This window comes from Rhodoferax sp. GW821-FHT10B06, from assembly GCF_059415605.1.
Window position 1 is genome coordinate 188377 of record NZ_JBWKNO010000002.1, and the last position, 26230, is coordinate 214606.

Consider the following 26230-nt stretch of genomic DNA (forward strand, 5'->3'; position numbering starts at 1 on the left):
AAAACAAAAAGGGGGCTGAATTTCTTCAGCCCCCTTTTGCAATGGCGGATGCGCTTACTTGGCGGCGGAGGCAGCTGGTGCTGCTGGTGTGGCAGGGGTCGCTGCAGCAGCCTTTTCAGCCTTCTTCACGTGCTTCTTGGTGTGCTTCTTCATGGGCTTGGATGCGGCATCTGCAGGTGCTGCTGCGGCAGCAGCAGGAGCTGCATCCTTGGCAGGAGCAGCTGGCGCCTGGGCAAACGAGGCAGCAGCAACCGTAGAAATCAGGGCGGCAGCGAAGAGAGATTTGATCGTGGTCATTACAGGGTTCCTAAAACAATAGTCGCATGGGCTCCGACTTCGTCGAGCAAGTCCGAATTGCGTTCAGACCTGTACCTACAACGCGAACGAATCCAGCCCGTTGACCACATATACATTTCTTTATACACGCAGCCCATTTAAGCCCCATCGCCCTGCAGCGCACAAAACACCTGCACAGAACGCTATCAAAAAAGTAACAGAGCAGATGCATGAGATACATCTGCGCACACTTCCAAATATGCCCCGACTCGGCAGTCAGATCAGCTGCCCCAACCTTCCAGCACCACCTTGCCACGCGCCTGGCCGGACTCGATCAGTGCGTGGGCACGCCGCAGGTTGTGGGCATTGATGCCGCCAAAGTGCTCCGCCAATGTGGTGCGAACCTGACCCGCATCGACCAGCTGTGCCACCGCCTCCAGCAGCTCGTGCTGGGCCTGGATATCGGGCGTGCCGAACATGGGGCGGGTGAACATCATCTCCCAGTGCACCGACACGGCTTTGCGCTTGAATGGCGCCACGTCCAGCACCGGCAGATCGTCGATCAGGCCGAGCTTGCCTTGTGGAGCAATCACCTCCTGTATCTGCGCCAGGTAGTCGCAGGTATGGGTCAGGCTGGCGATGTAATCCACCTGAGGCAAACCAATGCGCTGCAGCTGCGGCGCCAGGGGCTGGCTGTGGTCGATCACATGGTGGGCGCCCAGCTGCTGCACCCAGGCCTGGGTTTCGGGCCGCGAGGCCGTGCCCACGATGGTCAGCCCGGTCAGGCGCCGCGCCAGCTGGACCAGGATGGAGCCCACGCCACCGGCCGCTCCAATCACCAGCAGCGACTTGGGTTGGGCCTGCGCCCCTTGCGGGATGGCTAGGCGGTCAAACAACAACTCCCAGGCGGTGATGCTGGTCAGGGGCAAGGCGGCGGCCTCGGCAAAGCCCAGTGTTGTGGGCATATGACCCGCAATGCGCTCGTCCACCAGGTGCAGCTGGCTATTGCTGCCGGGTCGGGTGATGGAGCCGGCGTAGTACACGCGGTCGCCGGGCTGGAACAGCAGCACCTCCGGCCCTACCGCACGCACGATGCCGCTGGCGTCCCAGCCCAGCACCTTGTGGCTCTGTCCTTCCGCTGGCGCTGCAGAGGCGCGAACCTTGGCGTCCACCGGGTTGACGGATACCGCCTGCACCTCGACCAGCAGGTCACGCCCCTGGGCCTGTGGCTCGGGTAACTCAATGTCCAGCAAGGCACTGGGTTCAGAAATAGCTTGGGGACGTTGGTAGCCTATGGCGCGCATGGAGATTCCTTCAAAGATGTTTGGTACGGGACGTATCTTCATCTTTCTTAAATTGCAGATAAATAGCCCATTGATTGAATTCAGTTTCAAATAAAATTTGCAAATGAAAGCCTTGCAAGACCTGGACATCTTTGTGCGCACCGTGGATGCGGGAAGCATGTCCGCCGCCGCCCGGGCTCTGGATATCACCCCCGCAGCTGCCAGTGCGGCCCTGCAGCGGCTGGAGGCCGAGCTGCAGACGGCACTCCTGGTGCGCTCCACGCGCAGCCTGCGCCTAACGCCCGAGGGCGCGGTTTTCCTGGAGCACTGCCGCCTGGCATTGAACACCTTGCGTGAAGGCCAGCAGACCCTGGCCACGGGCCGCCAGCAGGTACAGGGCATGCTGCGCCTGGCCGTTGCGTCCGATCTGGGACGCAACCTGCTACTGCCCTGGCTGGATGCCTTCCAGGACCAGCACCCGCAGGTGCGCTTTCGCTTGCAGGTATCCGACCGCATGGCAAACATCTTCAGCGAACCGGTGGACGCGGCCTTCCGCTACGGCGAGCCACCCGACTCCAGCCTCGTGGCTCTACCCGTCGCCCTGGACAACCGGCGCGTACTGTGCGCCTCGCCGGCCTACCTACAACGGCACGGCACACCCACCACGCCAGCCGACCTGGCCCAGCACGACTGCCTGTGCTTTTTGCTGGGTGAAGACGTGAACGACCGCTGGGAGTTCAGCCACAACGGCCATCCCACCACGGTACGGGTCGGCGGCGGCCATGTGGCCAACGATGGAGATCTGGTGCGCCGCTGGGCCATTGCCGGGCGCGGTATTGCCTACAAGTCCCGCCTGGACATGGCCCTGGCACTGGCAGACGGCACGCTGCAGGCTCTGTGTACCGACTGGGATACCGAGGCCGCCCCCCTGTACATGGTGCTGCCCGACCGACGCCAGCTCACCCCGGCCCTGCGCCTGCTGCGCGAGTTTGTCGCAGTCCAGTGCGCTGCACTGCCCACGGAATCAAAGGGGCAGGATGGATGACTGGTGGAAGCTGTTCCGCCCGGAACCCTTGACCTCGTACATGGCTTTGTCTGCACTGGACAACAGCTCGCCGGCCGTCTGCCCGTCTTGCGGGTAACGGCTGATGCCGATACTGGCCGTCAGCTGCAGCACCTTGCCGCGCACCGTCATGGGCTGCTTGATGCCGTTCAGCAACTTTTCGGCGATGGCGATCAGGCCTTCATCGGGCACGGCAGCGCCTAGCAACACCACGAATTCATCGCCGCCCAGGCGGGCCACGGTGTCCACTTCACGCACCAGGGAAAGCATGCGCTGCGCCAGGTTCACCAGCACCACGTCACCGGCTTCATGGCCGTGGCGATCGTTGACGGCCTTGAACGCATCCAGATCGATGAAGAACAGGCACACCTGCTGCTGGTAACGGCGGGCATGGGCCAGGGCCTGCTCCAGCCGCTCCTGGAACAGACGCCGGTTTGGCAGGCCGGTCAGCATGTCATGCTGGGCCAGATGCTCCAGCTCTTCCTGGTTGTCCTTCAGGTCCGCCAGCTGCTGGGTGATCTGGGTATGCATCTTGTGGAAGCTACGCGCCAGCAGACCGATCTCGTCACGGCTTTGCAGGGGCAGCTTTTCCGGCGGCAGGCCGTTGGCAATGCGTTGCGCAGCCACCGTCATATGGTTGATGGGCCGCGTCCAGATACGGGCCAGCACAATCGCCAGCAACAGGCAGGCCAGGCACAAACCCACCACGATCTTCACCACGGTGGAGCCCAGCTGCTGCGACTGCGCCAGTACCTGCTCCAGCGGCTGGGCCAAGCCCAGGATAAGCCGGCTCTCATTGGCCGAGAGCCGGGTGGACTGGGAGATGAACGCGGCCACCACTGGCGCCCCCGCATAGTCGCCGCCACGATCCTCGAACACCACGTGTTCCTGCTCGCGTTGCACAACGGTCCGGGTTGGCAAGAACTCGTCCTGTACCAGCGTGCGCCGGCCGCGCTCGAAGCCAAAAGTCTTGCTGCTGTCTGGGTGGACCAGGATATCACCCTCGCTGTTTGCCAGAAACACCTTGTAGGCCGCTGGCAGATCCGCCGACAGCAGGGCGAACATGCCGTTCAAATCCACATTCACCACCACCACGCCCACGGCGTTCCCTTCTGCATCCACCACCGGCATGGCCTGTTGCAGCATGGGTAGGTCCCGCCCGGCATCGCTGCCGGCTTCGCGGTTGATGGTGATAGGCGACAGATAGGTGGAGCCCGCCGGCAGCTTCAACGTCTCTGCAACATAGGTGTAGTGGCCCTTTTCCTGCAGGTTGTCGCCCTGCACCCGCGCCACCGTGCCGTTGTTGCGATCTACCCGCACACGCTCCAAGCCAAAGTCGCTGGCAGAAATCAGCCGTAGTTGGCTGTAGGCCGGATTGGCCTGCATCTGCAACTGGAACAGGGTGGCGAGCTGGTCCTCCAGCGCCGTATCCGGGTGCTGCAGGGTGGACACCGCAGCCGGGTGGTGGGCCAACACCTCCAGGGTGCGTGAAATCTCCTGACGTGTGAGGGTGATGCGGCGCGCCAGCACCTGGGTGGCCGTCAGCAGCTTGTTCTGGGCCGCATCCACCAGCAGGTCGCGGCTGGCTCGGTAGGCGTAGAAACCAGTCACACCCGCCGCCAAGAAACCCACCAACGCCAACAGCAGGGCCAGCTTGGCGGCGATGCCAAACCTCATGGAGCCAACACCTTGCTGATGCGGTCGCCCGCCATGATGCGGGTCCATAGCAGATCCCGCCGCTCCTCGCTCTCGACCGGCTCCAGCCATACCAGGCGGTCTTCGGCACGCTCGCCGGCAGAGGCCGTGGTGGTATTGGCCAGGCCTTGCCGACTGACCAGGGCCTGGCCAGGCTCGGGCTCCAGCATGTAGTTGATCCAGGCAGCCGCCAGCGCCGGGTTGCGAGCGCCGCGGGTCACGGCCCAGCAGTCCAGCCAGGCCAGGGCCCCCTCTTTGGGAATAACGTAACCCACGTCCATGCCGGCCTTTTGCATTAGCTGCAGCTGCTGGTGGCCAAAGTTGGCGAACAGCAAGGCGGCTTTGCGCGCCTTGAACAGCGCCATGGCCTCCTCAGGCTGGGTATAAAAGCCCGCTGCATTGCGGCGCAGAGCCACCAATTGCTCTACCGCCGGTCCCCAGCTTTTGTCATCAATCTGGAATGGCGACTTCAGGCGCAGCATCTGCGCTGCCAGAGAAAAGCTGTGCGCACCGCCGTTGTAGCCCACGACCTTGCCCTTCCAGCGCGTATCCCACAGTGCAGTCAGCGAATCCGGTGGCTGCGGCATCTGCTTGCGGTCGTAAATCAAGCCCATCTCCGCATAGGTATACGGAATGGCATAGGTATTGCCGTTGCGCCGCAGGCCGGGTATGGCATCCTGGTTACGAAAGCGCGTCAGCTGGCGCGACAGATTAGGAACGTCCTGCAGGGGGATGGGCAATACCAGATCCTGCTTGATGTATCGCTGCAGCTCGGCCGTATTGACGGCGAACAGGTCAAAGTCCTGCGCGTTGTTGGTGCGGATCTTTTGCCACATGTCCGCATCGGAGTCAATGGTGGTCACCTCGACCCGCACCTGGGCGCGCTGCTCGAACTGTTTGACGATGTCCGGGTCGGCATAACCGGGCCAGGCCAGTACGCGCAAAGTGTGGTCTGCACGTGACACCACCGGAAGCAGCATTGCAAGCGTCAGACAGAAATTACGGCGTTTGAAAGAGGCCCAGTTCATATGTAAACGGATGTTACCTAGCGTATGACCCTCAGTCCAGCATCCACCGTGCCAGATTGCCGCCATCTGCCTATCATCTTAGCGGCGAAGTCAGGAAAGCCGCTTTTTTGTCACATTGGCGACTTTTGTACGCCTTGTAAGTTTGGAAAAAATCGAGGTGTAGCGCAAATGCTGCGTGCGTCAAACGCTATCAATAGCATAGCAAATACCCGGAAATCTGCCCGCGCTAGTCTGCCGGCCCGTGCATTTGCCCGTCGATGTAGTACCACCGCCCGTCTTCGCGCACAAAGCGGCTGGTTTCATGCATGCGTTGGGCTCGGCCGTTGTCGCGGCAACGGGCCACGAACTCCACCACGCCAGCGTCGCCAGACTCCATCGCATGGCGCACCTCCAGCCCCAGCCATTTGACGGGGGCCAGCTCCAAATCGCCCGGTGCGGTGGACGGATGCCAGGTAAACAGCAAATATTCCAGCAAACCCAGCACGTAACCGCTGTAGCGCGAGCGCATCAGCGCCTCCGCCGTGGGCGCGTAGTCGCCGGTTGCCATGCCCTTGTGCCAAGGCGCACAGCATTCAGCGTAAGGTTTGCCGCTGTCGCAGGGGCACGGCGCATGGGCAGGATGCAAATTCTTCTTCATGGGGTTGTATTTTCAATGCTGACTACCGGCACGCTAAACCAAGCCGGGTTCCGGCGAGTTTGCCGGAGCATATGCAAAGTGTGTCACCAAAACGCTATAAATATGATTGCTGCCCACGCAGGCAGCATATAGGCTAGCGGCCTATTTCTTGTGCGTTTTTGGTGACTCAGGCGCCCGGCGCCCGCAGGGCTTCGCTCAGTTGATCGGCCAGCTCGGCCCAATCGGAGTCCTGCAACAAGGCTTCGCGCAGAAACGTGGCCTGGGCTGCTGACCAAAACGGCGCATCCGGCAAAGCAATATGGCTGGCCAAGGGGCTATGCGTGGCGATGAAATTGGCAATGCCCTGCGGGTCCGAGGGAAGTCCCAGCTGTGCAAAAAGCCCATGAAACTGGTGTGTAGATATTTCCATATGCTTACCTTAACGCATTTACAGCCGTCCGGCGATACCTGCCTGGACAACTACAGCACCGCCCGCGCTGGCGCGTTACCGCATGCCCTGCTGCGTCGCCAGCAAAATGCCCTCGCGCACCGCCACCAGCTCGCCCTCCTCCAATGGGCGCCAGGCCTCGTCGGTCAACGCCACGCTGGCAATCAGCAAGGCGCTGTGCTCTGTTGCGTCGATGGCGACACCATGCTCGTGCGTGGTGGAAGGTTCGGCCGGTATGCGGTGGCGCTGCAGCATCCATAAACCGGGGGGGTCTGCGGTATCAGCGCCATCATGGATACGCCGGTGGGCATGGGCAAACAGGGCATCGCCGTCCGAATACATGAAATTGGCCGTCCCCAGCCTGCGCAGATCGGCCGCAAACTCCGTGAGCAGCGCCATGCGCGCCTCCAGGCTGGGCACGCTGCCAGCGGCCCACAGATTTTGCATGCGTGCCATGAGCGCGCAAAACGCGTATTCCGAATCTGTCTGGCCCACCGGGTGGTGCCCAGCCAGCGGAAACATGGTGCCACTTTCCAGCTGGCGTAAGGTTCCGTTGTGGGCAAAACTGTGGGTGCGCCCACCCAGCTCGCGCACAAACGGTTGGGTATTGACGAATGCCACACTGCCCTGGGTGGCGTGGCGGATATGCGAGATACCCAGGTAGGTGCAGGGCCCTTGAGTTTCCAGGTAACGCACCAGTGCGCTATCCCCCGCGGCCAGCGGCTCGCGGAACAGCGCCACATCCACACCTTGGTAGAAGGCCACGCCCCAGCCATCGTGCACGCCGCCCGTGGCGCTGCCGCGCGAGGCCAGCGTCTTCAATGAAAACGTCAGCTGCGCCGGCTCGGAGGTGGACAAGGCTAGTAGTTCGCACATGGCTGCAGGCTCGGAGGGCGGCTACCGGACCTGGGCCTGGTTCAGCGCCGCAGCTGCGCGCACCAGCGCCTTGAAGGCCTCTGCGTCGATGGCGTCACCCTCGTGCAAATCGATGGCCCGCCGGACCTTGCCGTCCAGGCTGGAATTGAACAGACCAGCAGGGTCTGGCAGCGACGCGCCCTTGGGAAAAGTCAGCTTTACTACGCTCTTGTAGGCCTCGCCAGTGCAGATGATGCCGGCGAGGGACCAGACCGGAACGCTCCACTTCCATTCCTCCACCACGCCAGGGGCGGCCTGCAGGATCAGCGCACGCATGTGCGCGAGCATCTGGCCGCGCCAGCCGTCCAGTGCCGCGATCCGCGCGTCTATCAACTCAGCGGCGGATTCGCCTGGGTTCGCCAGGTTCTTTGCCATGTCCGTCCTCGCATGCCGGCATCTTGCCGATGCCTGACATCGTACCGTCTCGTCCTGGGTGGGCTATTTCAAGCTGGGGTATTCCTGCACCGACGACGGCAGATACGTACCAGCATCGCGCAGATGCGTACCGGGCGCGGCCCTGTTTTTATTTATCGTTGGTGCACTCGCCTGCCTCATTCTCACGACTCACACCATGACCATCGCCATGCAACAACGCAAAGTCGGCAATACCGACGTTCATATCACCACCCTCGGCTTCGGCGGCAATGTGCTGGGCAACCTCTATGCCGCCGTACCCGACGATGTGGCAAAAGACACGGTGCTGGCGGCCCAGCAATCCGGCGTCAACTACTTCGACACCGCGCCTTTGTATGGCCACGGCCTGTCGGAGCGTCGCCTGGGCGACGCACTGCGGGCGCTGCCGCGTGAATCCATCGTGCTGTCCAGCAAGGTTGGCCGGCTGTTGAAGCCGCATGGCCGCGTGCCGCCGGCCAAGCTCAAGCCGTCCGAGGGCGGCATCTTTGTGGACGAGTTGCCGTTCGCGCCGCAGTTTGACTTCTCCTACAGCGCCACGATGCGCTCGTTCGAGGACTCGCTGCAGCGCCTGGGCATGAACCGCATCGACCTGCTTCTGATCCACGACTGCGACGAGTGGTCGCAGGGCGAGAACTACCGTACCGCGCTGAAGACCGTGGAAACCGGCGCGCTGAAGGCCTTGCAGGAGCTGAAAAGCGCCGGTGTAATCGGTGGATATGGCGCCGGCGTGAACCAGTTCGAAGCCTGCGAAGACCTGATGGACCTGGGCCCATTCGACTGCTTTCTGCTGGCCGGGCGCTACACCCTGCTGGAACAGGGCGCGCTGGATAGCTTCCTGCCACGCTGCGTGAAGGAAGGCGTCTCGGTGATCCTTGGGGCGCCGTTCAACTCCGGCATTCTGGTGACCGGCGCGACTCCCGATGCACGCTACAACTACCTGCCAGCCACCGCCGAGATCAAGTCCAAGGTCGCCAAGATTGAACAAATCTGCGCCGCCCACCAGGTGCCGCTGGCCGCTGCGGCACTGCAGTTCGTGCTGGGCCATCCATCGGTAGCCACGGTGATCCCCGGGGCCAAGTCCCGCGCCGAGGCCGAGCAGAACGCGCGCTGGATGACTTTGCCGATACCAGTCGCGCTATGGGATGAGCTGAAGGCCGCGGGCCTGGTGCGTGCCGATGCACCCACCCGTGCCGTATAAAGAAAAGAGCACACCTCTGCAACAGCCCTTCAGGCCCCTGTCCGTCCGCGATGAAACAAGTCCTGTCTACCCGTAGAAACCTATCGCCCGAGGTCGAGCACGATCTGCTGCGCGATCCGCGTCTGGGCTACGAGGCGGACATTGGCAAGGAGTTTGTGCGCTGCGTCGAGCACGGCAGCCCCACCCCGCTGGAGCGCTGGCACTGCCATGACGAATACGAGCTGCAACTGATCGTGGGCGCACACGGCCAGGCCTTTGTGGGCGATTACGTCGGCTTCTTCGAGCCTGGCCACCTGGTGCTGACCGGTCCGCGCGTGCCACACAACTGGGTTTCGACGGATCTGCCGCCCGATGGCCTGGCGGTGCGCAGCCTGGTGATCCAGTTCCGCGAGGCGCCGCTGCGCGACGGCATGCGCGCCATCAGCGAACTCGAAGAAACCCTGCCCTTGCTGGAACGGGCCCTTCATGGCATTGAATTCTTCGGGCTGAGCGAGGCAGTGCGCGAGCGCTTCTACCGCATCAAGCAAAGCCACGGCCTGGAGCGCTTTGCCGAATTCGCGAGCCTGCTGTGCCTGCTGAACCGCTGCCAGGATTACCGGCTGCTGTCGTCCGACCATGTGACGTTCAACGGCTCGGACGACACGCTCTCGGTGGTCAACAAAGTGATTTCGCATGTAAACGAGCATTACGCCCAGGCGCTGTCGGTAGGTGAAGTCAGCGGCCTGGTTGGCATGAGCGAAAGTGCTTTCTCGCGCTTCTTCAGCAAGGCCACGGGCCTGACCTTCACCAACTTTGTGAACCGCCTGCGCGTCAACCGAGCCTGCCAGTTGCTGATGGAACGCGACAGCTATGTATCCAGCGTGTGCTATGCCGTTGGCTTCAACAACGTGGCCAACTTCAACCGCCGCTTTCTGGAAGTCAAGGGCATGACACCGACCCAATTCCGCAAACAAGTTGCGGGGAGATTCAACACGGACGGCACGTAGCGGCCATCGTTTGATGCCGCTGCTAGCGTCGCTTCTTCGCCGTCTTGACCACGCGCGGCGCCGTGATTCCCAATGCAGCCCGGGCCAAGGCATCCGCCTCGGCGTTGCGGTGCTGCGGTATCCACAGCAGCTCGGCCTGTTCGAACGACAGGAACAGCGCCCGCGCCGCGTCAAACAAGGCGGCCAGGCGCACGATAGGTTTGGCCTGGGGGCTGCAGATTTGCTCTACCACCACGCTGTTGTCGCAATGGATACGCAGCGCGTGGGCGCCAAAGGCTTGCAGCGCCTGCAGCGCCGCCATCAGCGCGCGCAGCTCGGCTTCGTTGTTGCAGCCATGGGTGTGCGCCGCTTGGGACAGGGTGTGGCGCGTGCCATCGGGTGCGACCATCACGGCGCCCAGGCCGATGCGGCCGGGGTTGGGCACGGCGCTGCCATCACAGTAAACAATCCAGGGGTCCATAAGCCGTTTTCAGAGTAGTGCCGCATTCTGCAGGATGCAGCACCGCTTCCCGGCCTCAATAGGCCTCAATAAGTCTTGTACGGCAGGAACTTGCCCGACAGCACCACCTTCACCCGGTCGCCTTTCGGGTCAGGCTCGCGGGTGATGTCCATGCTGAAATCGATGGCGCTCATGATGCCGTCGCCAAACTCTTCGTGGATCAGCTCCTTGATCGTCGTGCCGTAGACGCTGACGATCTCGTACCAGCGGTAGATCAGCGGGTCGGTGGGCACGGGCGTGGGTAGCGAGCCCTTGTACGGCACCACCTGCAGCCACTTTTGTTCTTCGCTGTTCAGGCCGAAGATCTTGCCTATCACCTTGGCCTGCTCGGGCGTGCAGGTCATCTGGCCCAGGCAGGCTGCTGTCGTCCATTCCTTGGACTGCCCCACCTTCTTCGCCACGGCGGCCCACTGGATGCCTTTGGCGACCTTGACGGTGATGATCTTCTCTGTGATGTCGTTGCGGTTCATGGCGTCCTTTTGAGAATTTGCATCCATTTTGATAGCAGCCAGCGCAGATATCTTCTGCGCCAGCAGCGGTTTTCATCTATGAATTTCGCTTGCAAATCCATAGCAAGCACACTGCAAGCAAAAACAAGACCTACGCAAACCTCACCACGGCCACCGGCGGCAAATCGTTCGACACACACTGCCAGCTCTCCCCCGCGTCCGCACTCAGCCACAGGCCGCCGGTGGTGGACGCCATGGCCAAGGTTTGGCCGTCGGCGCTGACGTCCAGGCCGTGGCGGTACACCAGGTGGTAGGCATGTGCGCCTGGCAGGCCCTGGTCAAAGGTTTGAAAGCTCTGGCCACCGTCGTCGGTTCGGGTCACGACCACGCGGCCATCCACCGGTATGCGGCAGTAGTCGCCCTGAGCGGGCACAAACCAGGCGCGTTGCGAATTGCCCGGGTCGCAGGCCACGGCAAAGCCAAAGCCCGAGGGTGCGGGCGCTGCGATGGCCTGCCACTGCTGGCCGCCGTCGGTCGAGCGGTAAATGCCGCCATGGTGCTGCACCCACAGCACGTCGGGTGCGCTGGCGCACTGCACCATACGGTGCGGGTCCTGCGTGTTGCCGTCTTCCTGGCTGCCCTCGGGCATATAGGGTGCGCGCATCCCGTCGGCCGTCAGGCTCCAGCTGGCGCCGCCGTCACGGCTTTGCCAGACCCCGCCGCAGGAAATGCCCAGGCTTATGTGCCGCGCATCGCGCGGGTCCACCAGGATGGAGTGGATGCCAGCCACGTCGTAGCCACCGCCAAACCACGCGCGGCGGCGCGGTTCGTCCCACAGCGGGCGGTTCAGCCCCCAGCTCTGGCCGCCATCGTCCGAACGGAACAAGCCCGCCGGCAGGCAGCCGGCCCAGAGCGTTCCGGGCTGGCTGGCGCCACCCGCAGCCAGGGACCAGATGGTGTCCACGCTCCAGGGCGTGGGGTCGTCCGCGTCAGAGCCAGTGACTGGTTTGGTTGGAAATGCCGGAGCCGCGATCTCGGTCCAATGCGCGCCGTGGTCCAAGCTTTTGCGCAGCTTGACGCCGAAATGCCCCATACGCAGCGCGGCCAGCCAGCTGCCGTCGCGCGGGTCGGCCAGCACCTGGCTGACGGGCTCGCCTGCAAAGTGGTGGTCGCGTATCTGCCAGGCCTTGCCCGTGCCTTGCACGGTAAACAGGCCTTTGCGGGTGCCAACAAGCAAGGTATGCATCACTGGGCTTTCAAAAAAAGGCGCTCATCCGCCGGACAGGGCCTGCACCACCAGCACCTTGTCGCCAGCTGCCACGGGCAGGTCCAGCCGCACGCGGTCGTGCACCAGGGTTTGGTTGACGAACACCGCCACATGCTTGCGCACCGTGCGCTGGTCGTCAAACACGTAGTGGCCCAGCGCCGGCGCGGCCTGTAGCGCCGCCTCTAGCACGGCGCGCAGCGGGCCGGCGGCGACCTGCTGGGCCGGCACGTCAATGTGCCGGCGCAGGCTGGGAGCGAATTCCACGGTAACCATGGGCCGGATTGTGCGAAGCGCGCACTGGCTGGTCAACGCGGGGCTTACCCGCAGCGCGATTTTTTTGAAGAAATTGGTATCTTTTTGATAGCTGCCAGCGCAGGTATTACCTGCGCTGGCAGGCTATTCAACATTTATGAATTTCATCAAAATAAATAGCACTATCGCCATAGGCGCTCTTATTTCTCAACCACCGTCGGATGGGCTTTCCAACGCGCAAAGCTCAGCTTGACCAGTTCGTCAATCACGCCGGACTTCGCCAGCTGGGCAAGCTTGCCATCGATGGCATCCAGCTTGTCGCTGCAATTGCCTTTTTGCGTGAGCGCAAGATAGTTGGGGGTGTCCACCACATACGGCGACGTTGGGATAAAGCGTTGCTCGTCGCCACGTTTGAGCAGGTAGGCCATGCCCACGTAGTAGCCGGTAATGAAATAGTCGATGCGCCCCAGTTTCAGTTTGTTGAAATTGCTTTCCGGGTTGTCTGCGGGTTCCACATTGAGCTTGGTGCTGAGAAAACTATCAAAATCATCACCAAACATATTGCCACGGGTGATACCGCCTTTGCGGCCGATCAGGTCACCCCGACCTTGGAAGGGAAATGGGTGCTCGCGCGACTGGAACACCGCCACCGGATTGGACAGAGCGGGCGTCTTGGTGAACAGCAGAAACTGCTCGCGCTCGGGTGTTTTTTTAAGCGTGGCAACCATGTCGACCTCGCCGCGCTCAGCGAGCTTGACGAGCCGCGCAAAAGGGCCAACATAGCGCACTTCGTAAGGTATCTTCAATTCGTCCAGGACGCGCTTGGCAATTTCTATGCTGGCACCCTGAAGGTGCTCGCCGTCATACCAATGCATGGGTGGATATGCCGGATCGGCGGTCACGATGAGCTTGCTGCAATGGGCCTCTACGGCAGCGGTATGGCACAGCAAAAAAAGTGCAAACCCACTGCAATGTGAAAACAAGCTGGTCATTTTGACAACCTCGGTTTTTCGATAGCTACTCGATTGCCAAGCAAGAGAAAACCCATCAATTTGTACCGCCGTAGCTGCGATAGATGCGGTCCAGCGTGCCATTTTTCTTGAGTTTGGCAAGCGCGGCATCCAGCTTTTGAAACACCTCGGGGTCTACCTGCCGCCCGACCCACAGATAACTTTGGGTTCGTCCCATGATGACCGGCAACAGATAAAGTTTGTCCTCCAGATCTTCGGCCTTGATGTAGTAGATGGCCGTCAGTTCATTGATGTAGAAATAGCGAACCCGCTTCCTGACAATATTGTGCAGAGCCACGGAACTGCTGGATTCATCGACCTTGACCTGGTGCTCTCGCAACTTTTGGGCGTAGCTGGCTCCGTTCTGGGTCGCCACCAAGCCTCCAACGCGGGCCAGATCATCAAATCCGAAGATGGCCTGTTCATCGTCACGCAAACCAACCAGGCGTTCACGCACGGTATAGACCGGAGTGGAAACTCGCTGGGCAATCTCGTTACGGGTCGGAGACTCAAGCAAGGCGCACATAATGTCCTGAGTCCCCGCTTGGATCTCTTTCTCAATCCGTTTGATTGGCATGGCGATGGGTGCAATGCTGAAACGCAGGTCCTTATCGACCTGCTCGATCGCATGCAAGATATCGGGGCAATGGCCGGTCGCTGTGCCATTCGACACAATGAATTTTGGAGCTGACCCCTCTTGGGCCGCAGCACGCAGCACCCAAGGGGCGCACTCGCCTGCCATGCTGGCAGCCAAGATGGCGAGCGAGAAAAAATGCTTCCGGTATGTATTCATGCAGCCATCCAAGTAGAACTGCGCGCCGTCAAAGGATATTGCAGAAGATACTTTTTCATTGAACGCGGGGGCTTGTGTTTTGGCAAGGCAGGATAAACCAGTAGTCCAATTGACCCCCTGGTAGGAGTGCCCGACAATTTGCCGATGCGCCCGAACCAGCCGGCAACAGCCGTTAAAAACACTGTGAAAAACACATGCCCTTGGGGCTGCTGTTGACATGGGTCCGGCGCAGCCGCTCGTGGTAGACAGCAAGCCCACCAGCAGTCTTCGGCGCGATTTGTTCGTCGTCCTGATGTTGGCCTTGGTGATTCCGGGTGCGATCGCCATTCTGGTTTTATTGACCCTCAACTGGCAAAAAGCCATCGACGTCGATGCGCGGGCCAAGGCAGAGAAGTTTGCCGATCTTTTACAAGCTGGCCTGGTGTTGCCTCTCTGGAATGTGGCGCTGGATACCGCACATCCCTTGCTGCAGGCCGTACTGGCTGATACCTCAGTGAGCTGGGTGGAGGTGCATGACGCCACGGGCGCGATGTTGTTGGAGTTTCATCGTCCGCAGAACCCCAGCAGTACTGCCATCAAAGTCAGCAGGCAAATTGACAAAGAGGGTACCCCGCTGGGCGAAGTCAGCCTCGCCTATGCCACAGATTCAGCCCAAAGCGAGGCACTCAATTCGTCCTGGTTGCTGGCGGCTGTGGTGGGCTGTCAATTTGTGGCGTCTCTGCTGCTCATCAGCATATGGTTGAACCGGCGGGTTCACCGGCCGTTGAACTTGCTGCGCTCCAGTGCCGCCTCAATTTCGACAGGTGACCTCAGCACGGCCGTGCCCGCGCTGCGCCAAGACGAGTTCGGGGTTTTAAGCCTACAGCTCGACAGCATGCGAATAGCACTCGCGCAATCGGTAGACGCGCTGGAAGAACGGGTGCTTCTGCGCACCACCGAAGTACGCCTGGCCAATACCCATTTGGAGGAAGCCCTGCAACATTTGAAGCAGGCGCAAGATCGCCTGATCCAGTCCGAGAAGCTGGCCTCCTTGGGTTCACTGGTGGCCGGCGTAGCCCACGAGCTGAACACACCCATCGGGAATGGCCTGCTGGTGATGAGCACGATTGTTGGGCAGACCCAGGAGTTTCTCGCAAGCATGGACCAAGGCCTTACCAAAACCCAGCTCAAGCAATACCTGGAGCAGGTAGCGCAAGGCGCCGAAATTGCGATCAACAGCCTCAACCGGGCGGCCAGTCTGATCCAGGATTTCAAGCAGATCGCGGTAGACCAGACAAGCCTGCGGCGCAGACGCTTCGACCTGAAGGAAGTGATCCGAGAAACCCTGGCATCCGTATCGGTGGTTCGCAAATACGCGTCGGTACAACTGCAGATTGATGTGCCCGAAGGCATTGAGATGGAAGGCTATCCAGGCGCGGTGGGACAGATCGTCAGCAACTTGTTTGAAAACGCCGTGCTGCATGCTTTCTCTGAACACCATAAAGGTACGGTGCGCATCAGTGCGGCACAGGCCGACGAGCAGATCATCTTGACCGTATCGGATGATGGAGCGGGTATTGCGCCTGAGAACGTGTCCCGGATTTTTGACCCTTTCTACACCACCCGCATGGGCGCCGGGGGATCTGGCCTGGGGCTGAGTATTGTGTATAGCCTGCTGTCAGGCCTCCTCGGCGGAACCATCGATGTGGAATCCAGCCTGGGGCAAGGTACCGTCTTCATGCTGAGGATACCCAGGGTGGCGGCGCACCGTGACCCCGCCCCTGCTTAGCGGAAAGCAGGCACCCACCCACCCGCCAGAAGCCTCAAAAAGCCCTGTACGGCAGGCGCTTGTTCCTGGCTGAGGATGGATGAAAAAGTATCTTTTTTATAGCACCTACCGCAGAAGATATAAGCGCCAGTGGACTATTTGACACTTAACTTTCTTCCATAAATCCATAGCACCCAGGGTGACGGTATAGGCGTCTACAAGAAGTCAAAGGTTGGTAGCGTGGTGGTGCACCGGGTGCAGCAAGGTGTCGGCCACCAGGTGCATGCCGCGCTCGCAATCGTCCAGGCTGGTCGGCCCGCCCAGGCAGATGCGCACGGCATCCGGCGGGTCGCCATCGGTGGAGAAGGCTGCGCTGGCGACCACGCCCACGCCCTGGCTGCGCAAATGGGCTGCGAACTCGACCGGGCTCCAGCCCTCTTTCACCGGCAGCCAGAGGTGAAAGGACTGCGGATGGCCCAGCATGCCGTAGGGCGCCAGGTAGCGCTCAGCCACCGCCTGGCGCACCGTGCACTCGGCACGTATAGCCTGCAGCATGGCCTCGGCCGTGCCGTCTTCCACCCAGAATGTGGCCAGCGCATTGGTGAAGGGTGACGCCATCACCGTGGTAGCGCGCATGGCGCCGGCCAGGCGCTGGGCCTGGCGGTCACCGGGTGCACACACATAGGCGCTGCGCAGGCCGGCGCCAAAGCATTTGGCGAAGCCGGTAACGTAGTAGGTCAGGCCCGGGGCCAGCGCGGCCATGGTCGCCGGCATGTCCAGCGGCAGCATGGCGTAGGCATCGTCTTCGATGATGGGGATGGCGTAGCGCAGCGCCACATCGGCCAGGGCTTCGCGGCGCGAGCGGCTGACGGTGGCCGTGGTCGGGTTCAGCAGCGTCGGGTTGCAATACAGGGCCTTGGGGTGCAAGGTTTTGCAGGCGTGCTCGAAGGCCTCGGCACTCGGACCGTCGTCGTCCAACGGCAGCGCGTGCAGCTGTATCCCCAACTGGGCGGCAATCGCCTTCACGCCCGGGTAGGTCAGCGCCTCGACGCACACCAGTTCACCGGGGCGGGCCAGTTGCGAGAACAGCGCCGTCAGCACGCTGTGAATGCCCGGGCAGACCAGCACCTGTTCCACCCGGCAGGCTGGCAGGCGGCGGCGCAGCCAGTGAGCGGCCACGGCCCGGTCGTGCGTGCTGCCGCCAAAGTCCTGGTAGCGCAGCAAGGCGTACAGGTCGGCGCTGGCCATCACACCGGCGGCGGTGTCGTGCATATGCGCCAGCAGCGCCGGGTCTTGCGGTTCGGGCGGCAGGTTCATGGTCATCTCGGCCGCGCTGCCGCCGCGCAGCGGCAGGCTGGGGCTGCTGCCCCGGATAAAGGTACCCATGCCCGCATGTGTGTCGATCAGGCCGCGCTTGCGCGCCTCGCTGTAGCCGCGCGCCACTGTGGTGTAGTTCAGGCCCAGGTCTTCGGCCAGCTCGCGCAGCGTGGGCAGGCGGTCGCGCGCCACCAGGCGGCCGGTGCGCACATCGTCTGCGATCAAGTCGGCCATCAACAGATAGGCAGGCTTGTCGCTCTTTTGCAGCTTCTTGATCCAGTGGACAGGGGTTTTGCTCAACCTAGGCTCCTTAGTTGGACACGCCCGAGTGTGCCGTTGGGGGTGTGGCTGGGTAGGCGCGACAACGCAGCGGACTCATGCCCGCCAGGCGGAGCAACGACCCCAGGCGTGGCTCCAATGGCGCAATCGGGTGTGTAGCGTGGTTCATTCAAAAGATGCAGTGTTTGCAGTTGACAGCATTTCATGGACATAGGGTTCTATTGAGGATGACAAGCGGTCAACTGAGGGACCTAGGTTTAGTGACTGGTTAGTTCAACTTGATCGCATGCATTGATCGCATATTTGTGCAATCAATGACGCAAGTTTCGCACCCGGCACGAGCGCCGATTGCGCATCCTGGCGGTGCACAAAACCACTTTATCGGGTGCATTGATTGCACGGAAATCGCATCAAAGCAGTGCGCCTTTTTTACCCACAAACCGCCGTCCGGGTGCTTGAAAAAAATATTTCGAACGGCCCGCATGCGCCTGGCCTGGTTGATGGCGACTTGATCGCATGGCACTGCATTTCCGGTGGCACAGAGCGTGCAAAAAGCTGGGGGCGCTTCCCTTTCATCCACCCGCTTTTAACGGAGTATTTCCATGCCCAAAGTCACCAAGCCCGCAAACGCCAAAGGCGATTTCCTGGTCGATTACGAAGAAAAAGTCTTTGAAGACGTGAAGGCCGACCCCGGCCAGAAAGCCCTGGTCACCTTCCACACCGTGGCGTTTGAAGGCTCCATCGGTTTCGTCAACCTGCTGCAGGCCACTCGCCTACTGCGCAAGGGTTTTGAGACCTCGGTGCTGCTGTATGGCCCCGGCGTCACGCTGGGTGTGCAGCGCGGCTTCCCCACACTGGGCGACGAGGCCTTCCCTGGCCACCAGAACTTCAACAACCAGATCACCAAGTTCATGGCCGAGGGCGGCAAGGTCTACGCCTGCCGCTTTGCGCTGCAGGCGCTGTACGGCCATGGCGAAGGCGCGCTAATTGAAGGCATACGCCCGATCAACCCGCTGGATGTGCTGGACGTTGTGCTGCTGCACAAGAAGGCCAACGCGGTCATTCTGGACACCTGGACGCTGTAAGGACATATGACGATGGCATCCACACCACGTACCGTCCGTGCCGCAGCGGTGCAGATCGCGCCGGACCTGGAGCGCCCCGAGGGCACGCTGGAGCGTGTGTGCGGGGCCATCGACGAGGCCGCAGCCAAGGGCGTGCAGATCATGGTCTTCCCAGAGACCTTCATGCCCTACTACCCCTATTTCTCGTTCGTGCTGCCGCCGGTATTGCAGGGCGCACCCCACCTCAAGCTGTACGAGCAAGCTGTAGTGGTGCCCGGCCCGGTGACGGCCGCCGTGGCCGAGCGGGCCCGGGCCCACGGCATCGTCGTGGTGGTGGGCGTGAACGAGCGCGACCACGGCAGCCTGTACAACACCCAGCTCATTTTTGACGCCGATGGCAGCCTGGCACTCAAGCGGCGCAAGATCACCCCCACCTACCACGAGCGCATGGTCTGGGGCATGGGCGACGGCGCCGGGTTGAAGGTGGTGGACACCGCCGTCGGCCGCGTTGGCGCCCTGGCCTGCTGGGAACACTACAACCCGCTGGCCCGCTACAGCCTGATGGCGCAGCATGAAGAGATCCACTGCGCGCAGTTCCCCGGTTCGCTGGTGGGGCCGATATTTGCCGAGCAGATGGAAGTCACCATCCGCCACCACGCGCTGGAATCCGGCTGCTTTGTCATCAACGCCACGGGCTGGCTGACGGACGCGCAAATCCAGTCCATCACCCCCGACGCGGGCCTGCAGAAGGCGCTGCGCGGCGGCTGCCACACGGCCATCATCTCGCCCGAAGGCAAGCACCTGGCGCCGCCGCTGACCGAGGGCGAAGGCATGGTGATCGCCGACCTGGACATGGCCCTGATCACCAAGCGCAAACGCATGATGGATTCGGTGGGTCACTACGCCCGCCCCGAGCTGCTGAGCCTGGCCATCAATGCCACGCCAGCCGAACCCACGCATGCCATGCATGCCACGTCCGCCACCTCTTTTACCTCCCGGAGTCCCGACCATGCACACGCCCACCCAGAGCCCATCGCCCGCCAGCAAGCAGCTGATGACCGAGCTGCAGTCCTTCGGGTTGCGGCTGGCTGACCCCAGCGCCGAACACGCGGGCGTGGCCAGCCGCAAGGGAGGCGCCGGCCCATCTGACCACAAGGCGGTGGTGGTGGACGGCCACACCATCATGGTGCCCGTGCATACCTCCAGCGCATGGAACTCGCCCTTTGTGGCCCAGGCGCCCGATGCGCAAGGCCGCAGCGCGCTGACGCGCGGCAGCATCCCCATCGCGCAGATCGCCTTCCCGCCCGCACCGCGCTTTTACGCGCTGAAAACCGCCGAGGGCGTGCCCTACTCGCACATCGCCACCCTGCACGGTTCGGACGTGCTGGCCACCACCGTGCTGCAGGAGTGCATACGCTACGCCAGCCGCAAAAAGACCTGCCAGTTCTGCGCCATAGGCCAATCGCTGGCGGCAGGCCGCACCATTGCCCACAAAACCCCGGCCCAACTGGCCGAAGTAGCCGCCGCCGCCGTGCGGCTGGACGGCGTGAAGCACATGGTGATGACCACCGGCACACCCAACGCCACCGACCGCGGCGCCCAGGTGCTGTGCGACAGCGCCGTGGCCATCAAGGCCGCAGTCGATTTGCCGCTGCAGGCCCAGTGCGAGCCTCCGGACGATGACCGCTGGTTCCAGCGCATGCAGGACGCCGGCATCGACACGCTGGGCATGCACCTGGAGGTGGTCACACCCGCGCTGCGCGAGAAGATCATGCCCGGCAAGGCCCAGGTGCCGATCAGCCGCTATATGCAGGCCTTTGAGGCGGCGGTGCGCGTATTCGGCCGGGGCCAGGTCAGCACCTACATCCTGGCCGGCCTGGGCGATAGCCAAGAGGCGATTCTGGACATCTCTGCGCAGTTGCTGGCGCTGGGCGTGTACCCCTTCGTCGTACCTTTTGTACCCATCAGCGGCACGCCGCTGGAAGACCACCCCGCGCCATCGGCCGAGTTCATGCAGGGCCTGCTCAAGCCGCTGGGCGCCATGGTGGCGCAGGCCGGGCTGCGCTCGACCGACATCAAGGCCGGCTGCGGCAAATGCGGCGCCTGCTCATCCCTGTCCGTTTTTGAGTCCGCCTGAAAGGCCACGCCATGCTGACCACCGAGCCCCTGTGCGATCTGCCGCAAGACTACCGTCCCCGTGCCTTCCGCGTGAAGTGGGCCGACAGCGCCTGGGAGATCACCCAGGCCCGGCGTGTGCGGCGCGATGTGTTCTGTACCGAGCAAGCCGTGTTTGTAGACGACGACACCGATGCCATAGACACCCAGGCGCAAACCCTGGTGGCGGTGTCGCAGCTTGGCGGCATGCCCGACCAGGTGGTGGGTACGGTGCGCATCCATAGCAGCGAACCCGGCCTATGGTGGGGCTCGCGGCTGGCGGTGGACGCGGCTTTTCGCCGCCACGGCAGCCTGGGCGCGGCGCTGATACGCCTGGCCGTCAGCAGCGCGCATGCACGCGGCTGCCGCATCTTTCTGGCCCATGTGCAAAGCCAGAACACACCGCTGTTCAAACGCCTGCACTGGCAGGTGCTGCAGCAGGAGACCCTGCACGGCCGGCCGCACGACCTGATGCAGGCCGACCTGGCCCACTATCCACCCTGCTACGACCCACTGTGGGGCTATGCCGTGCCCAGCCGGAGAGTGGCATGACGCTGCACGAACTGGCAGCAGCACTGCGCGGTGGGCGCGGCTTTGCCCACAAACGCGACATCGGCGACGCCATGGCCCTGCTGCGCCAGGGCTTGCCGGCCAAAACCGCCGTGGCCCTGGGCGACGACTGTGCGGCCATACCTGATGGCGACGGCTACTTGCTGTTCGCCATTGAAGGCTTTGTGGAAGACTTTGTGCAGACCATGCCCTGGTTTGCTGGCTACTGCGGCGTGATGGTGAATGTGAGCGACATCTACGCCATGGGTGGCCGCCCCATCGCGGTGGTCGATGCCATCTGGAGCCAGGGGCAGGAGAACAGCGCTCTAGTACTGACCGGCATGGCCGAGGCATCGCGCCGCTACGGCGTGCCCATCGTCGGCGGCCACACCAACCACCGCAGCGACAAAGGCCAGCTGGCCGTGGCCATACTGGGTCGGGCGCGCAAACTGCTGACCAGCTTTGACGCACTACCCGGCCAGCGCCTGCTGATGGCGGTGGACCTGCGGGGTGCCTACCAGGAACCGCACCCCTATTGGAATGCATCCAGCAGCGCCCCGGCCGAGCGCCTGCGCGCCGACCTGGAGCTGCTGCCCCTGCTGGCCGAAGACGGCCTGTGCGCCGCAGCCAAAGACATCAGCATGGCTGGAGCCATAGGCACAGCACTGATGCTGCTGGAATGCTCGGGAGTGGGCGCGCATATCGATCTAGACGCCATTCCCCGCCCAGATGGCGTGCCGCTGCTGCGCTGGCTGCAGTCCTTCCCCAGCTACGGCTTTGTGCTGAGCGTAGCGCCCGAACAGGCCGAGGCGGTATGCGCACGCTTCCACGCCCGGGGCATTGCCTGTGCTGACGTGGGCGCCGTGCACGCCGCGCCCGAGGTCTGGCTGCACCAGGGCGAAGAGCGCTGCCTGCTATGGAACGTGGCGCAGCAAAGCTTCATCCTGCCGCCGCAGGAGCTGGCCCATGCGTGACATCGGCTCGCCACCGCCGCTGAAGATTGCGCTGCTGACGCATTCCGTGCTGCCGCGCGGCGGCGTGGTGCACACCCTGGAGCTGGCGCATGCGCTGCACCGGGCCGGCCACGCGGTGACGGTGTTCGCGCCCGCCCTGCCCGGCCAAACCATGTTCCGCCCGCTGCCGTGCCGACTGCAGCTGGTGCCAGTGGCCCTCGCCCCCGGTGGCATGGTGGATATGGTGGCTTCGCGTATTGAAGCCTTCAAGGCACACCTCGCGCCATTGCTGCAAGCAGAACAGTTCGACATCTTCCACGCCCAGGACCCGCTGGGCGCGAATGCACTGGCCGACCTGCAGGCACAGGGCCTGGTGAACGGATTTTTACGCACCGTGCACCACCTTGACCAGTTTGACGATGCCAGGCTGGTGGCCTGGCAGCAGCGCGGCTTTTTGGCCGCACAGCAGGTGCTGTGCGTCAGCCAGCTGTGGTGCGACCTGCTGCGCCGCGAGCATGGCGTGGACGCCGCCTTGGTACACAACGGCGTGGACTGCAACCGCTACACGCCCCACCCGAACGCCACCGACGCTACGTTGGCCGCCCGCTGGGGCCTGCGCGGCGGCCCGGCCGCACCGCTGCTGCTGGCCGTGGGTGGCGTGGAAGAACGCAAGAACACGCTGCGCATCCTGCAGGCCTTTGTGCTGCTGCGCGCCCAGCACCCGCAGGCGCAGCTGGTGCTGGCAGGCGGCTCCAGCCTGCTGGACCACAGCGGCTATGCACGCGAGTTCCAGGCCCTGGCCGCCAGCCATGGCCTGCAGGCTGGACCGGGCCGCGAGCTGGTGCTGACCGGTGCGCTGCCGGATGCCGACATGCCCGCGCTGTTTCGCCGCGCCGATGCGCTGGCGATGCCATCGCTGCGCGAAGGCTTTGGCTTGGTGGTGTTGGAGGCACTGGCCAGCGGCACACCTGTGGTGGTGTCGCGCCAGGCGCCATTCACCGAATACCTGGCGGACGCCGACTGTTGCTGGGCCGACCCCATGTCCGCCCCGTCCATTGCCCAGGCCATGCAAGCCGCGCTCGCACCGCAGTGGCGGCACAAGCTGGCCCGCACCCCTCCGGTCTGCCTGCGCTTTAGCTGGGCGGCCAGCGCCGCACGCCATGCCGACCTGTACCGCGCCCACCTGGCCCTGGCCCGCGATGCCACGGCGGCCGCATTTTCTGTTTAACCCCGACCTGGAGCCCTACCCCCATGCCCGCCATGCATTTCGATATCCGCTGGCCTGACGCCACGCAAAGCCACTGCTATTCACCGTCGCTGGTCATCAAGGACTACTTCCAGCCCGGCAGGCGCTACCCGCTGCCGCAGTTCATGGCACAGGTGCGCGAGGCGCTGAACATTGCCTCCGAGCGGGTACGCGCCAAGTTTGGCTTCAGCTGCTCCTCCGCCATGGACCAACTGGCCCAGCTGGAGCAAACCGCAGCCCGCTTTGAAGCCACGCCAGACGCAGAGGTCGAAGTGCTGGCCTTCCACGAATAACCCCCAAATCCAAAGGAAACTCCATGTCCCAAACACCCCACCACAGCGTCGTCATCGTCGGCGGCGGCCAGGCCGGTCTGTCGCTCAGCTACTACCTGCAGCAGCGCAGCATTGACCACCTGGTGATCGAGAAGCAGACCCCCATGCACGCCTGGCGCAACCAGCGCTGGGACGCCTTCAGCCTGGTCACGCCCAACTGGCAATGCGCCCTGCCCGGCTGGCCCTATGCCGGCCCGGACCCGCATGGCTTCATGAAGAAGCAGGAAATCCTGGCCTATCTGGAGGGCTTCAAAAAACACGTCAACGCGCCGCTGCGCGAAGGCGTGGCAGTGCAGCGCGTCAGCCGACGCGGCTCGCAGGGCTTTGAGGTACAAACTTCGGCCGGCAGCTACACCGCCGACCAGGTGGTGGTGGCCTCGGGCGGCTACCACCAGCCCATCATCCCGCGCATGGCCGAGCGCCTGCCGGCCGACATACTGCAGCTGCATTCCGAGCAGTACCGCAATCCGCAGGCCCTGCCCGAGGGTGCGGTACTGGTGGTGGGCTGCGGCCAGTCGGGTGCGCAGATTGCCGAAGACCTGCACCTGGCCGGCCGCAAGGTGGTGCTGGCCACCGGCAACGCCCCGCGCTGCGCGCGCTTCTACCGGGGCAAGGACGTGGTGGACTGGCTGGCCGACATGGGCTACTACGACATGCCGGTACACGAGCACCCGCTGCGCGAGGGCGTGCGCGACAACACTAACCACTACGTCACCGGCCGCGACGGGGGGCGCGATATCGACCTGCGCAAATTCGCTTCTGAGGGCATGGAGCTGTATGGCCTGCTGACCGGACTGGACGGTGAGACCCTGCAATTCGAGTCCAACCTGGCCGAGAACCTGGACCACGCCGACCGCATCTACAACGGCATCAACGCCAGCATCGACAAATTCATCGCCAAGGCCGGCATCAGCGCGCCGCCCGGCGAGGTCTACACCGCCCCATGGCACCCCAGCAAAGAACGCCCGGCGCTGAACCTGCGCGAGGCCGGCATCCGCTCGGTCATCTGGTGCATAGGCTTCCAGCCGGACTTTGGCTGGCTGGACCTGCCGGTGTTCAACGGCCGTGGCCAGCCCGGCCATATGCGTGGCGTCACGGCCCAGGCTGGGCTGTACTTTCTGGGCTTGCCCTGGCTGCACACCTGGGGTTCGGGCCGCTTTTCAGGTGTGGCGCGCGATGCGCTGTACCTGGCGGAGCAGATCGAAGCGCGCACCGCCGAGCCGCACCACACACCCGAAATGGCCGAACTACTCTCATGACCGTCCATGCATCTACAGCACCGCAGGTCGGGCGCTATACCGCCGGCATGCCGCAGCTGAACGCCAACGGACTGTCGGAAAACTGGCTGCTCAAAGAATGCGGCGACCGCCATTGGCAGGGTATCGCCCAAGCCCAGGGCCTGCCGCGGCCGGAGTTCCGCAATACGCAGGGCCACAAGGTCTACGCCGCCTTCACCCTGGTGCGTATCACAGGTGGAAAGCTGGAGCAGATCGGTGAGAACGATGTATTCACCATCGCCAGCCAATGCTTGGCCGTGGGCCGAGCCCAGCATTACAGCCGCCATGTGCTACATGCGCAGGGTCAAACTGCAGCACGGGTGGAAATGCTGTCCGTGTTTGTGCGCCGTGCCCAATCGGGCAGCAACCGCAGCGTGGTGCGCGCCGCCATGGCCGATGCAGGCAGGTGCGCGCCAGACCCCGAACTATGGGCCGCCGCCGAAGCCTTCGTGCAGCGGGGCCATGCGCACCGGGCCATGGAACCCACGCTTGCAAATGAGCCCGCCTACACGCTGAACTTCACCCCCTGCCCCAACAACGATTTCAACGGAGCCGACCTGCTGTACTTCAGCACCTTCCAGGCCATGGTGGACCGCGCCGAGTGGGCCTGGATGCTGCTCACCCAGCCACCGGGCCGGCCGGCAGCGCTGCGGGAACGTGAGCTGGTGTTCTTCGGCAATCTGGATCTGGGGGATAGCGTGTGCATCCAGCTGCAGCCGCGGGCAGCGGATGAGGGTGGGCTATGTCACAACAGTGTGTTGCAGCGGCGGTCGGATGGGACCTGTATTGCACGGGTTGTTACGCGCAAGCTGGCGCCAGTGTATGCCGATGCAGTGCAAGCCCCCCTATGTCGGTGAACTCTCACGCCCTAAGCGGTGCAAACATGCAGGCCCCGGACGGCATCTGCAAACACGACTCTATCAGCCATGCCAAATGATTACAAAGAAAATATGACTCCAGCGCAGATATCACATACACCACAAGCTATCAATTTAGGACTACGTCAGAAACTTAAAGGCTTATGGCAGTAGGCCCTTTCTGCGTACACCGGCCAAGAGAAATGCGACGCCAAGGTGACTTGCGAAATCCCATCCTCACCGGCCAGGCGTGGGGCTTCCCG

The 26230-nt window shown here is 63.0% G+C and carries 28 protein-coding genes; 13 read left to right on the forward strand and 15 right to left on the reverse strand.

The features are described from left to right. Positions 1-54 precede the first annotated feature (54 nt). Together AC07O2_RS03685 and AC07O2_RS03690 are read right to left on the reverse strand one after the other, a co-directional pair. The gene (locus AC07O2_RS03685) at positions 55-297 is read right to left on the reverse strand and encodes a hypothetical protein (protein WP_495074388.1); all 243 of its coding nucleotides are present in this window, start codon (positions 295-297) and stop codon (positions 55-57) included. A 260-nt stretch (positions 298-557) separates the two neighbouring features. Further along, complete coding sequence (locus AC07O2_RS03690; protein ID WP_495074389.1) at positions 558-1580, reverse strand: zinc-binding alcohol dehydrogenase family protein; 1023 nt, start codon at positions 1578-1580, stop codon at positions 558-560. A 103-nt stretch (positions 1581-1683) separates the two neighbouring features. Between AC07O2_RS03690 and AC07O2_RS03695 the strand changes: the two genes are divergently transcribed. Further along, positions 1684-2604: a LysR family transcriptional regulator gene (locus AC07O2_RS03695; RefSeq protein WP_495074390.1), complete on the forward strand. Its 921-nt coding sequence runs from the start codon at positions 1684-1686 to the stop codon at positions 2602-2604. On the opposite strand, the gene AC07O2_RS03700 is transcribed toward AC07O2_RS03695, so the two are convergent. From AC07O2_RS03700 to AC07O2_RS03725, 6 genes are all read right to left on the reverse strand, one after another. Continuing rightward, on the reverse strand, positions 2584-4299 hold the full coding sequence (locus AC07O2_RS03700; RefSeq protein WP_495074391.1) for a diguanylate cyclase domain-containing protein: 1716 nt from the start codon (positions 4297-4299) through the stop codon (positions 2584-2586). The genes AC07O2_RS03695 and AC07O2_RS03700 overlap by 21 nt on opposite strands. Next, positions 4296-5297, reverse strand: a complete 1002-nt coding sequence (locus AC07O2_RS03705) for an extracellular solute-binding protein (RefSeq protein WP_495074392.1) — start codon at positions 5295-5297, stop codon at positions 4296-4298. Before AC07O2_RS03705 ends, AC07O2_RS03700 begins: the two co-directional genes overlap by 4 nt. A 274-nt stretch (positions 5298-5571) precedes the next feature. After that, the gene (locus AC07O2_RS03710; protein WP_495074393.1) at positions 5572-5982 is read right to left on the reverse strand and encodes a YchJ family protein; all 411 of its coding nucleotides are present in this window, start codon (positions 5980-5982) and stop codon (positions 5572-5574) included. Between the two features lie 166 nt (positions 5983-6148). Next, on the reverse strand, positions 6149-6391 hold the full coding sequence (locus AC07O2_RS03715) for a DUF2789 domain-containing protein (RefSeq protein WP_495074394.1): 243 nt from the start codon (positions 6389-6391) through the stop codon (positions 6149-6151). 75 nt (positions 6392-6466) lie between these two features. Continuing rightward, positions 6467-7285, reverse strand: coding sequence for a class II glutamine amidotransferase (locus AC07O2_RS03720; RefSeq protein ID WP_495074395.1), 819 nt, complete (start codon positions 7283-7285; stop codon positions 6467-6469). Positions 7286-7306: 21 nt separating this feature from the next. Next, entirely contained in the window at positions 7307-7699 is a 393-nt protein-coding gene (locus AC07O2_RS03725; protein WP_495074396.1) for a DUF1801 domain-containing protein, read from the reverse strand. Between the two features lie 196 nt (positions 7700-7895). Between AC07O2_RS03725 and AC07O2_RS03730 the strand changes: the two genes are divergently transcribed. Both AC07O2_RS03730 and AC07O2_RS03735 read left to right on the forward strand, forming a co-directional pair. Beyond that, on the forward strand, positions 7896-8936 hold the full coding sequence (locus tag AC07O2_RS03730) for an aldo/keto reductase (RefSeq protein WP_495074397.1): 1041 nt from the start codon (positions 7896-7898) through the stop codon (positions 8934-8936). 50 nt (positions 8937-8986) lie between these two features. Beyond that, positions 8987-9922 (forward strand): AraC family transcriptional regulator, encoded by a 936-nt coding sequence (locus AC07O2_RS03735; protein ID WP_495074398.1) that lies wholly within the window; start codon positions 8987-8989, stop codon positions 9920-9922. Between the two features lie 22 nt (positions 9923-9944). On the opposite strand, the gene AC07O2_RS03740 is transcribed toward AC07O2_RS03735, so the two are convergent. The 6 genes from AC07O2_RS03740 to AC07O2_RS03765 all read right to left on the reverse strand — a co-directional run bounded on the left by AC07O2_RS03740 (position 9945) and on the right by AC07O2_RS03765 (position 14411). Beyond that, positions 9945-10382, reverse strand: coding sequence for a ribonuclease HI family protein (locus AC07O2_RS03740; RefSeq protein WP_495074399.1), 438 nt, complete (start codon positions 10380-10382; stop codon positions 9945-9947). Positions 10383-10447: 65 nt separating this feature from the next. Further along, complete coding sequence (cynS, locus tag AC07O2_RS03745) at positions 10448-10891, reverse strand: cyanase (protein ID WP_495074718.1); 444 nt, start codon at positions 10889-10891, stop codon at positions 10448-10450. Positions 10892-11021: 130 nt separating this feature from the next. Then, a complete protein-coding gene (locus AC07O2_RS03750) occupies positions 11022-12119 on the reverse strand; it encodes a WD40/YVTN/BNR-like repeat-containing protein (protein ID WP_495074400.1) in 1098 nt (365 codons plus the stop codon). Positions 12120-12140: 21 nt separating this feature from the next. Further along, on the reverse strand, positions 12141-12410 hold the full coding sequence (locus tag AC07O2_RS03755) for a MoaD/ThiS family protein (protein ID WP_495074401.1): 270 nt from the start codon (positions 12408-12410) through the stop codon (positions 12141-12143). Positions 12411-12589: 179 nt separating this feature from the next. Beyond that, on the reverse strand, positions 12590-13264 hold the full coding sequence (locus tag AC07O2_RS03760; RefSeq protein WP_495074402.1) for a substrate-binding periplasmic protein: 675 nt from the start codon (positions 13262-13264) through the stop codon (positions 12590-12592). A gap of 172 nt (positions 13265-13436) precedes the next feature. Beyond that, positions 13437-14411, reverse strand: a complete 975-nt coding sequence (locus AC07O2_RS03765; RefSeq protein WP_495074403.1) for a substrate-binding periplasmic protein — start codon at positions 14409-14411, stop codon at positions 13437-13439. Here AC07O2_RS03765 and AC07O2_RS03770 point away from each other — a divergent pair. Next, a complete protein-coding gene (locus tag AC07O2_RS03770) occupies positions 14410-15960 on the forward strand; it encodes a sensor histidine kinase (RefSeq protein ID WP_495074404.1) in 1551 nt (516 codons plus the stop codon). The genes AC07O2_RS03765 and AC07O2_RS03770 overlap by 2 nt on opposite strands. Positions 15961-16164: 204 nt before the next feature. Here AC07O2_RS03770 and AC07O2_RS03775 read toward each other — a convergent pair whose 3' ends face one another. Then, on the reverse strand, positions 16165-17556 hold the full coding sequence (locus tag AC07O2_RS03775) for an aminotransferase-like domain-containing protein (protein ID WP_495074405.1): 1392 nt from the start codon (positions 17554-17556) through the stop codon (positions 16165-16167). Between the two features lie 581 nt (positions 17557-18137). On the opposite strand from AC07O2_RS03775, the gene AC07O2_RS03780 reads away from it, so the two are divergent. From AC07O2_RS03780 to AC07O2_RS03820, 9 genes are read left to right on the forward strand one after another with little or no spacing between them, the layout of a single operon-like run. Next, positions 18138-18620: an MSMEG_0572/Sll0783 family nitrogen starvation response protein gene (locus AC07O2_RS03780; protein ID WP_495074406.1), complete on the forward strand. Its 483-nt coding sequence runs from the start codon at positions 18138-18140 to the stop codon at positions 18618-18620. 12 nt (positions 18621-18632) lie between these two features. After that, positions 18633-19691, forward strand: coding sequence for a Nit6803 family nitrilase (locus tag AC07O2_RS03785; protein WP_495074407.1), 1059 nt, complete (start codon positions 18633-18635; stop codon positions 19689-19691). Further along, positions 19654-20736, forward strand: coding sequence for an MSMEG_0568 family radical SAM protein (locus AC07O2_RS03790; protein ID WP_495074719.1), 1083 nt, complete (start codon positions 19654-19656; stop codon positions 20734-20736). Before AC07O2_RS03785 ends, AC07O2_RS03790 begins: the two co-directional genes overlap by 38 nt. Positions 20737-20747: 11 nt before the next feature. After that, positions 20748-21305 carry an MSMEG_0567/Sll0786 family nitrogen starvation N-acetyltransferase gene (locus AC07O2_RS03795; RefSeq protein ID WP_495074408.1) on the forward strand — a complete coding sequence of 186 codons (558 nt, stop codon included), beginning with the start codon at positions 20748-20750 and terminating at the stop codon, positions 21303-21305. Then, positions 21302-22276, forward strand: a complete 975-nt coding sequence (locus AC07O2_RS03800; protein ID WP_495074409.1) for a sll0787 family AIR synthase-like protein — start codon at positions 21302-21304, stop codon at positions 22274-22276. The genes AC07O2_RS03795 and AC07O2_RS03800 overlap by 4 nt, the downstream gene beginning before the upstream one ends. Further along, the gene (locus AC07O2_RS03805) at positions 22269-23483 is read left to right on the forward strand and encodes an MSMEG_0565 family glycosyltransferase (RefSeq protein WP_495074410.1); all 1215 of its coding nucleotides are present in this window, start codon (positions 22269-22271) and stop codon (positions 23481-23483) included. The genes AC07O2_RS03800 and AC07O2_RS03805 overlap by 8 nt, the downstream gene beginning before the upstream one ends. Before the next feature lie 23 nt (positions 23484-23506). Next, a complete protein-coding gene (locus AC07O2_RS03810; protein WP_495074411.1) occupies positions 23507-23794 on the forward strand; it encodes an MSMEG_0570 family nitrogen starvation response protein in 288 nt (95 codons plus the stop codon). 23 nt (positions 23795-23817) lie between these two features. Further along, a complete protein-coding gene (locus tag AC07O2_RS03815; RefSeq protein ID WP_495074412.1) occupies positions 23818-25092 on the forward strand; it encodes an MSMEG_0569 family flavin-dependent oxidoreductase in 1275 nt (424 codons plus the stop codon). Continuing rightward, the gene (locus AC07O2_RS03820; RefSeq protein ID WP_495074413.1) at positions 25089-25967 is read left to right on the forward strand and encodes a Pnap_2097 family protein; all 879 of its coding nucleotides are present in this window, start codon (positions 25089-25091) and stop codon (positions 25965-25967) included. The genes AC07O2_RS03815 and AC07O2_RS03820 overlap by 4 nt, the downstream gene beginning before the upstream one ends. The last annotated feature ends 263 nt before the right edge of the window (positions 25968-26230 follow it).

Coding starts and splice junctions, on each gene's coding strand:
- AC07O2_RS03685 (WP_495074388.1), bottom strand. CDS start 297: ATGACCACGATCAAATCTCTCTTCGCTGCCGCCCTGATTTCTACGGTT.
- AC07O2_RS03690 (WP_495074389.1), bottom strand. CDS start 1,580: ATGCGCGCCATAGGCTACCAACGTCCCCAAGCTATTTCTGAACCCAGT.
- AC07O2_RS03695 (WP_495074390.1), top strand. CDS start 1,684: ATGAAAGCCTTGCAAGACCTGGACATCTTTGTGCGCACCGTGGATGCG.
- AC07O2_RS03700 (WP_495074391.1), bottom strand. CDS start 4,299: ATGAGGTTTGGCATCGCCGCCAAGCTGGCCCTGCTGTTGGCGTTGGTG.
- AC07O2_RS03705 (WP_495074392.1), bottom strand. CDS start 5,297: ATGCTGCTTCCGGTGGTGTCACGTGCAGACCACACTTTGCGCGTACTG.
- AC07O2_RS03710 (WP_495074393.1), bottom strand. CDS start 5,982: ATGAAGAAGAATTTGCATCCTGCCCATGCGCCGTGCCCCTGCGACAGC.
- AC07O2_RS03715 (WP_495074394.1), bottom strand. CDS start 6,391: ATGGAAATATCTACACACCAGTTTCATGGGCTTTTTGCACAGCTGGGA.
- AC07O2_RS03720 (WP_495074395.1), bottom strand. CDS start 7,285: ATGTGCGAACTACTAGCCTTGTCCACCTCCGAGCCGGCGCAGCTGACG.
- AC07O2_RS03725 (WP_495074396.1), bottom strand. CDS start 7,699: ATGGCAAAGAACCTGGCGAACCCAGGCGAATCCGCCGCTGAGTTGATA.
- AC07O2_RS03730 (WP_495074397.1), top strand. CDS start 7,896: ATGACCATCGCCATGCAACAACGCAAAGTCGGCAATACCGACGTTCAT.
- AC07O2_RS03735 (WP_495074398.1), top strand. CDS start 8,987: ATGAAACAAGTCCTGTCTACCCGTAGAAACCTATCGCCCGAGGTCGAG.
- AC07O2_RS03740 (WP_495074399.1), bottom strand. CDS start 10,382: ATGGACCCCTGGATTGTTTACTGTGATGGCAGCGCCGTGCCCAACCCC.
- cynS (WP_495074718.1), bottom strand. CDS start 10,891: ATGAACCGCAACGACATCACAGAGAAGATCATCACCGTCAAGGTCGCC.
- AC07O2_RS03755 (WP_495074401.1), bottom strand. CDS start 12,410: ATGGTTACCGTGGAATTCGCTCCCAGCCTGCGCCGGCACATTGACGTG.
- AC07O2_RS03760 (WP_495074402.1), bottom strand. CDS start 13,264: ATGCATTGGTATGACGGCGAGCACCTTCAGGGTGCCAGCATAGAAATT.
- AC07O2_RS03770 (WP_495074404.1), top strand. CDS start 14,410: ATGGGTCCGGCGCAGCCGCTCGTGGTAGACAGCAAGCCCACCAGCAGT.
- AC07O2_RS03765 (WP_495074403.1), bottom strand. CDS start 14,411: ATGTCAACAGCAGCCCCAAGGGCATGTGTTTTTCACAGTGTTTTTAAC.
- AC07O2_RS03780 (WP_495074406.1), top strand. CDS start 18,138: ATGCCCAAAGTCACCAAGCCCGCAAACGCCAAAGGCGATTTCCTGGTC.
- AC07O2_RS03785 (WP_495074407.1), top strand. CDS start 18,633: ATGGCATCCACACCACGTACCGTCCGTGCCGCAGCGGTGCAGATCGCG.
- AC07O2_RS03790 (WP_495074719.1), top strand. CDS start 19,654: ATGACCGAGCTGCAGTCCTTCGGGTTGCGGCTGGCTGACCCCAGCGCC.
- AC07O2_RS03795 (WP_495074408.1), top strand. CDS start 20,748: ATGCTGACCACCGAGCCCCTGTGCGATCTGCCGCAAGACTACCGTCCC.
- AC07O2_RS03800 (WP_495074409.1), top strand. CDS start 21,302: ATGACGCTGCACGAACTGGCAGCAGCACTGCGCGGTGGGCGCGGCTTT.
- AC07O2_RS03805 (WP_495074410.1), top strand. CDS start 22,269: ATGCGTGACATCGGCTCGCCACCGCCGCTGAAGATTGCGCTGCTGACG.
- AC07O2_RS03810 (WP_495074411.1), top strand. CDS start 23,507: ATGCCCGCCATGCATTTCGATATCCGCTGGCCTGACGCCACGCAAAGC.
- AC07O2_RS03815 (WP_495074412.1), top strand. CDS start 23,818: ATGTCCCAAACACCCCACCACAGCGTCGTCATCGTCGGCGGCGGCCAG.
- AC07O2_RS03820 (WP_495074413.1), top strand. CDS start 25,089: ATGACCGTCCATGCATCTACAGCACCGCAGGTCGGGCGCTATACCGCC.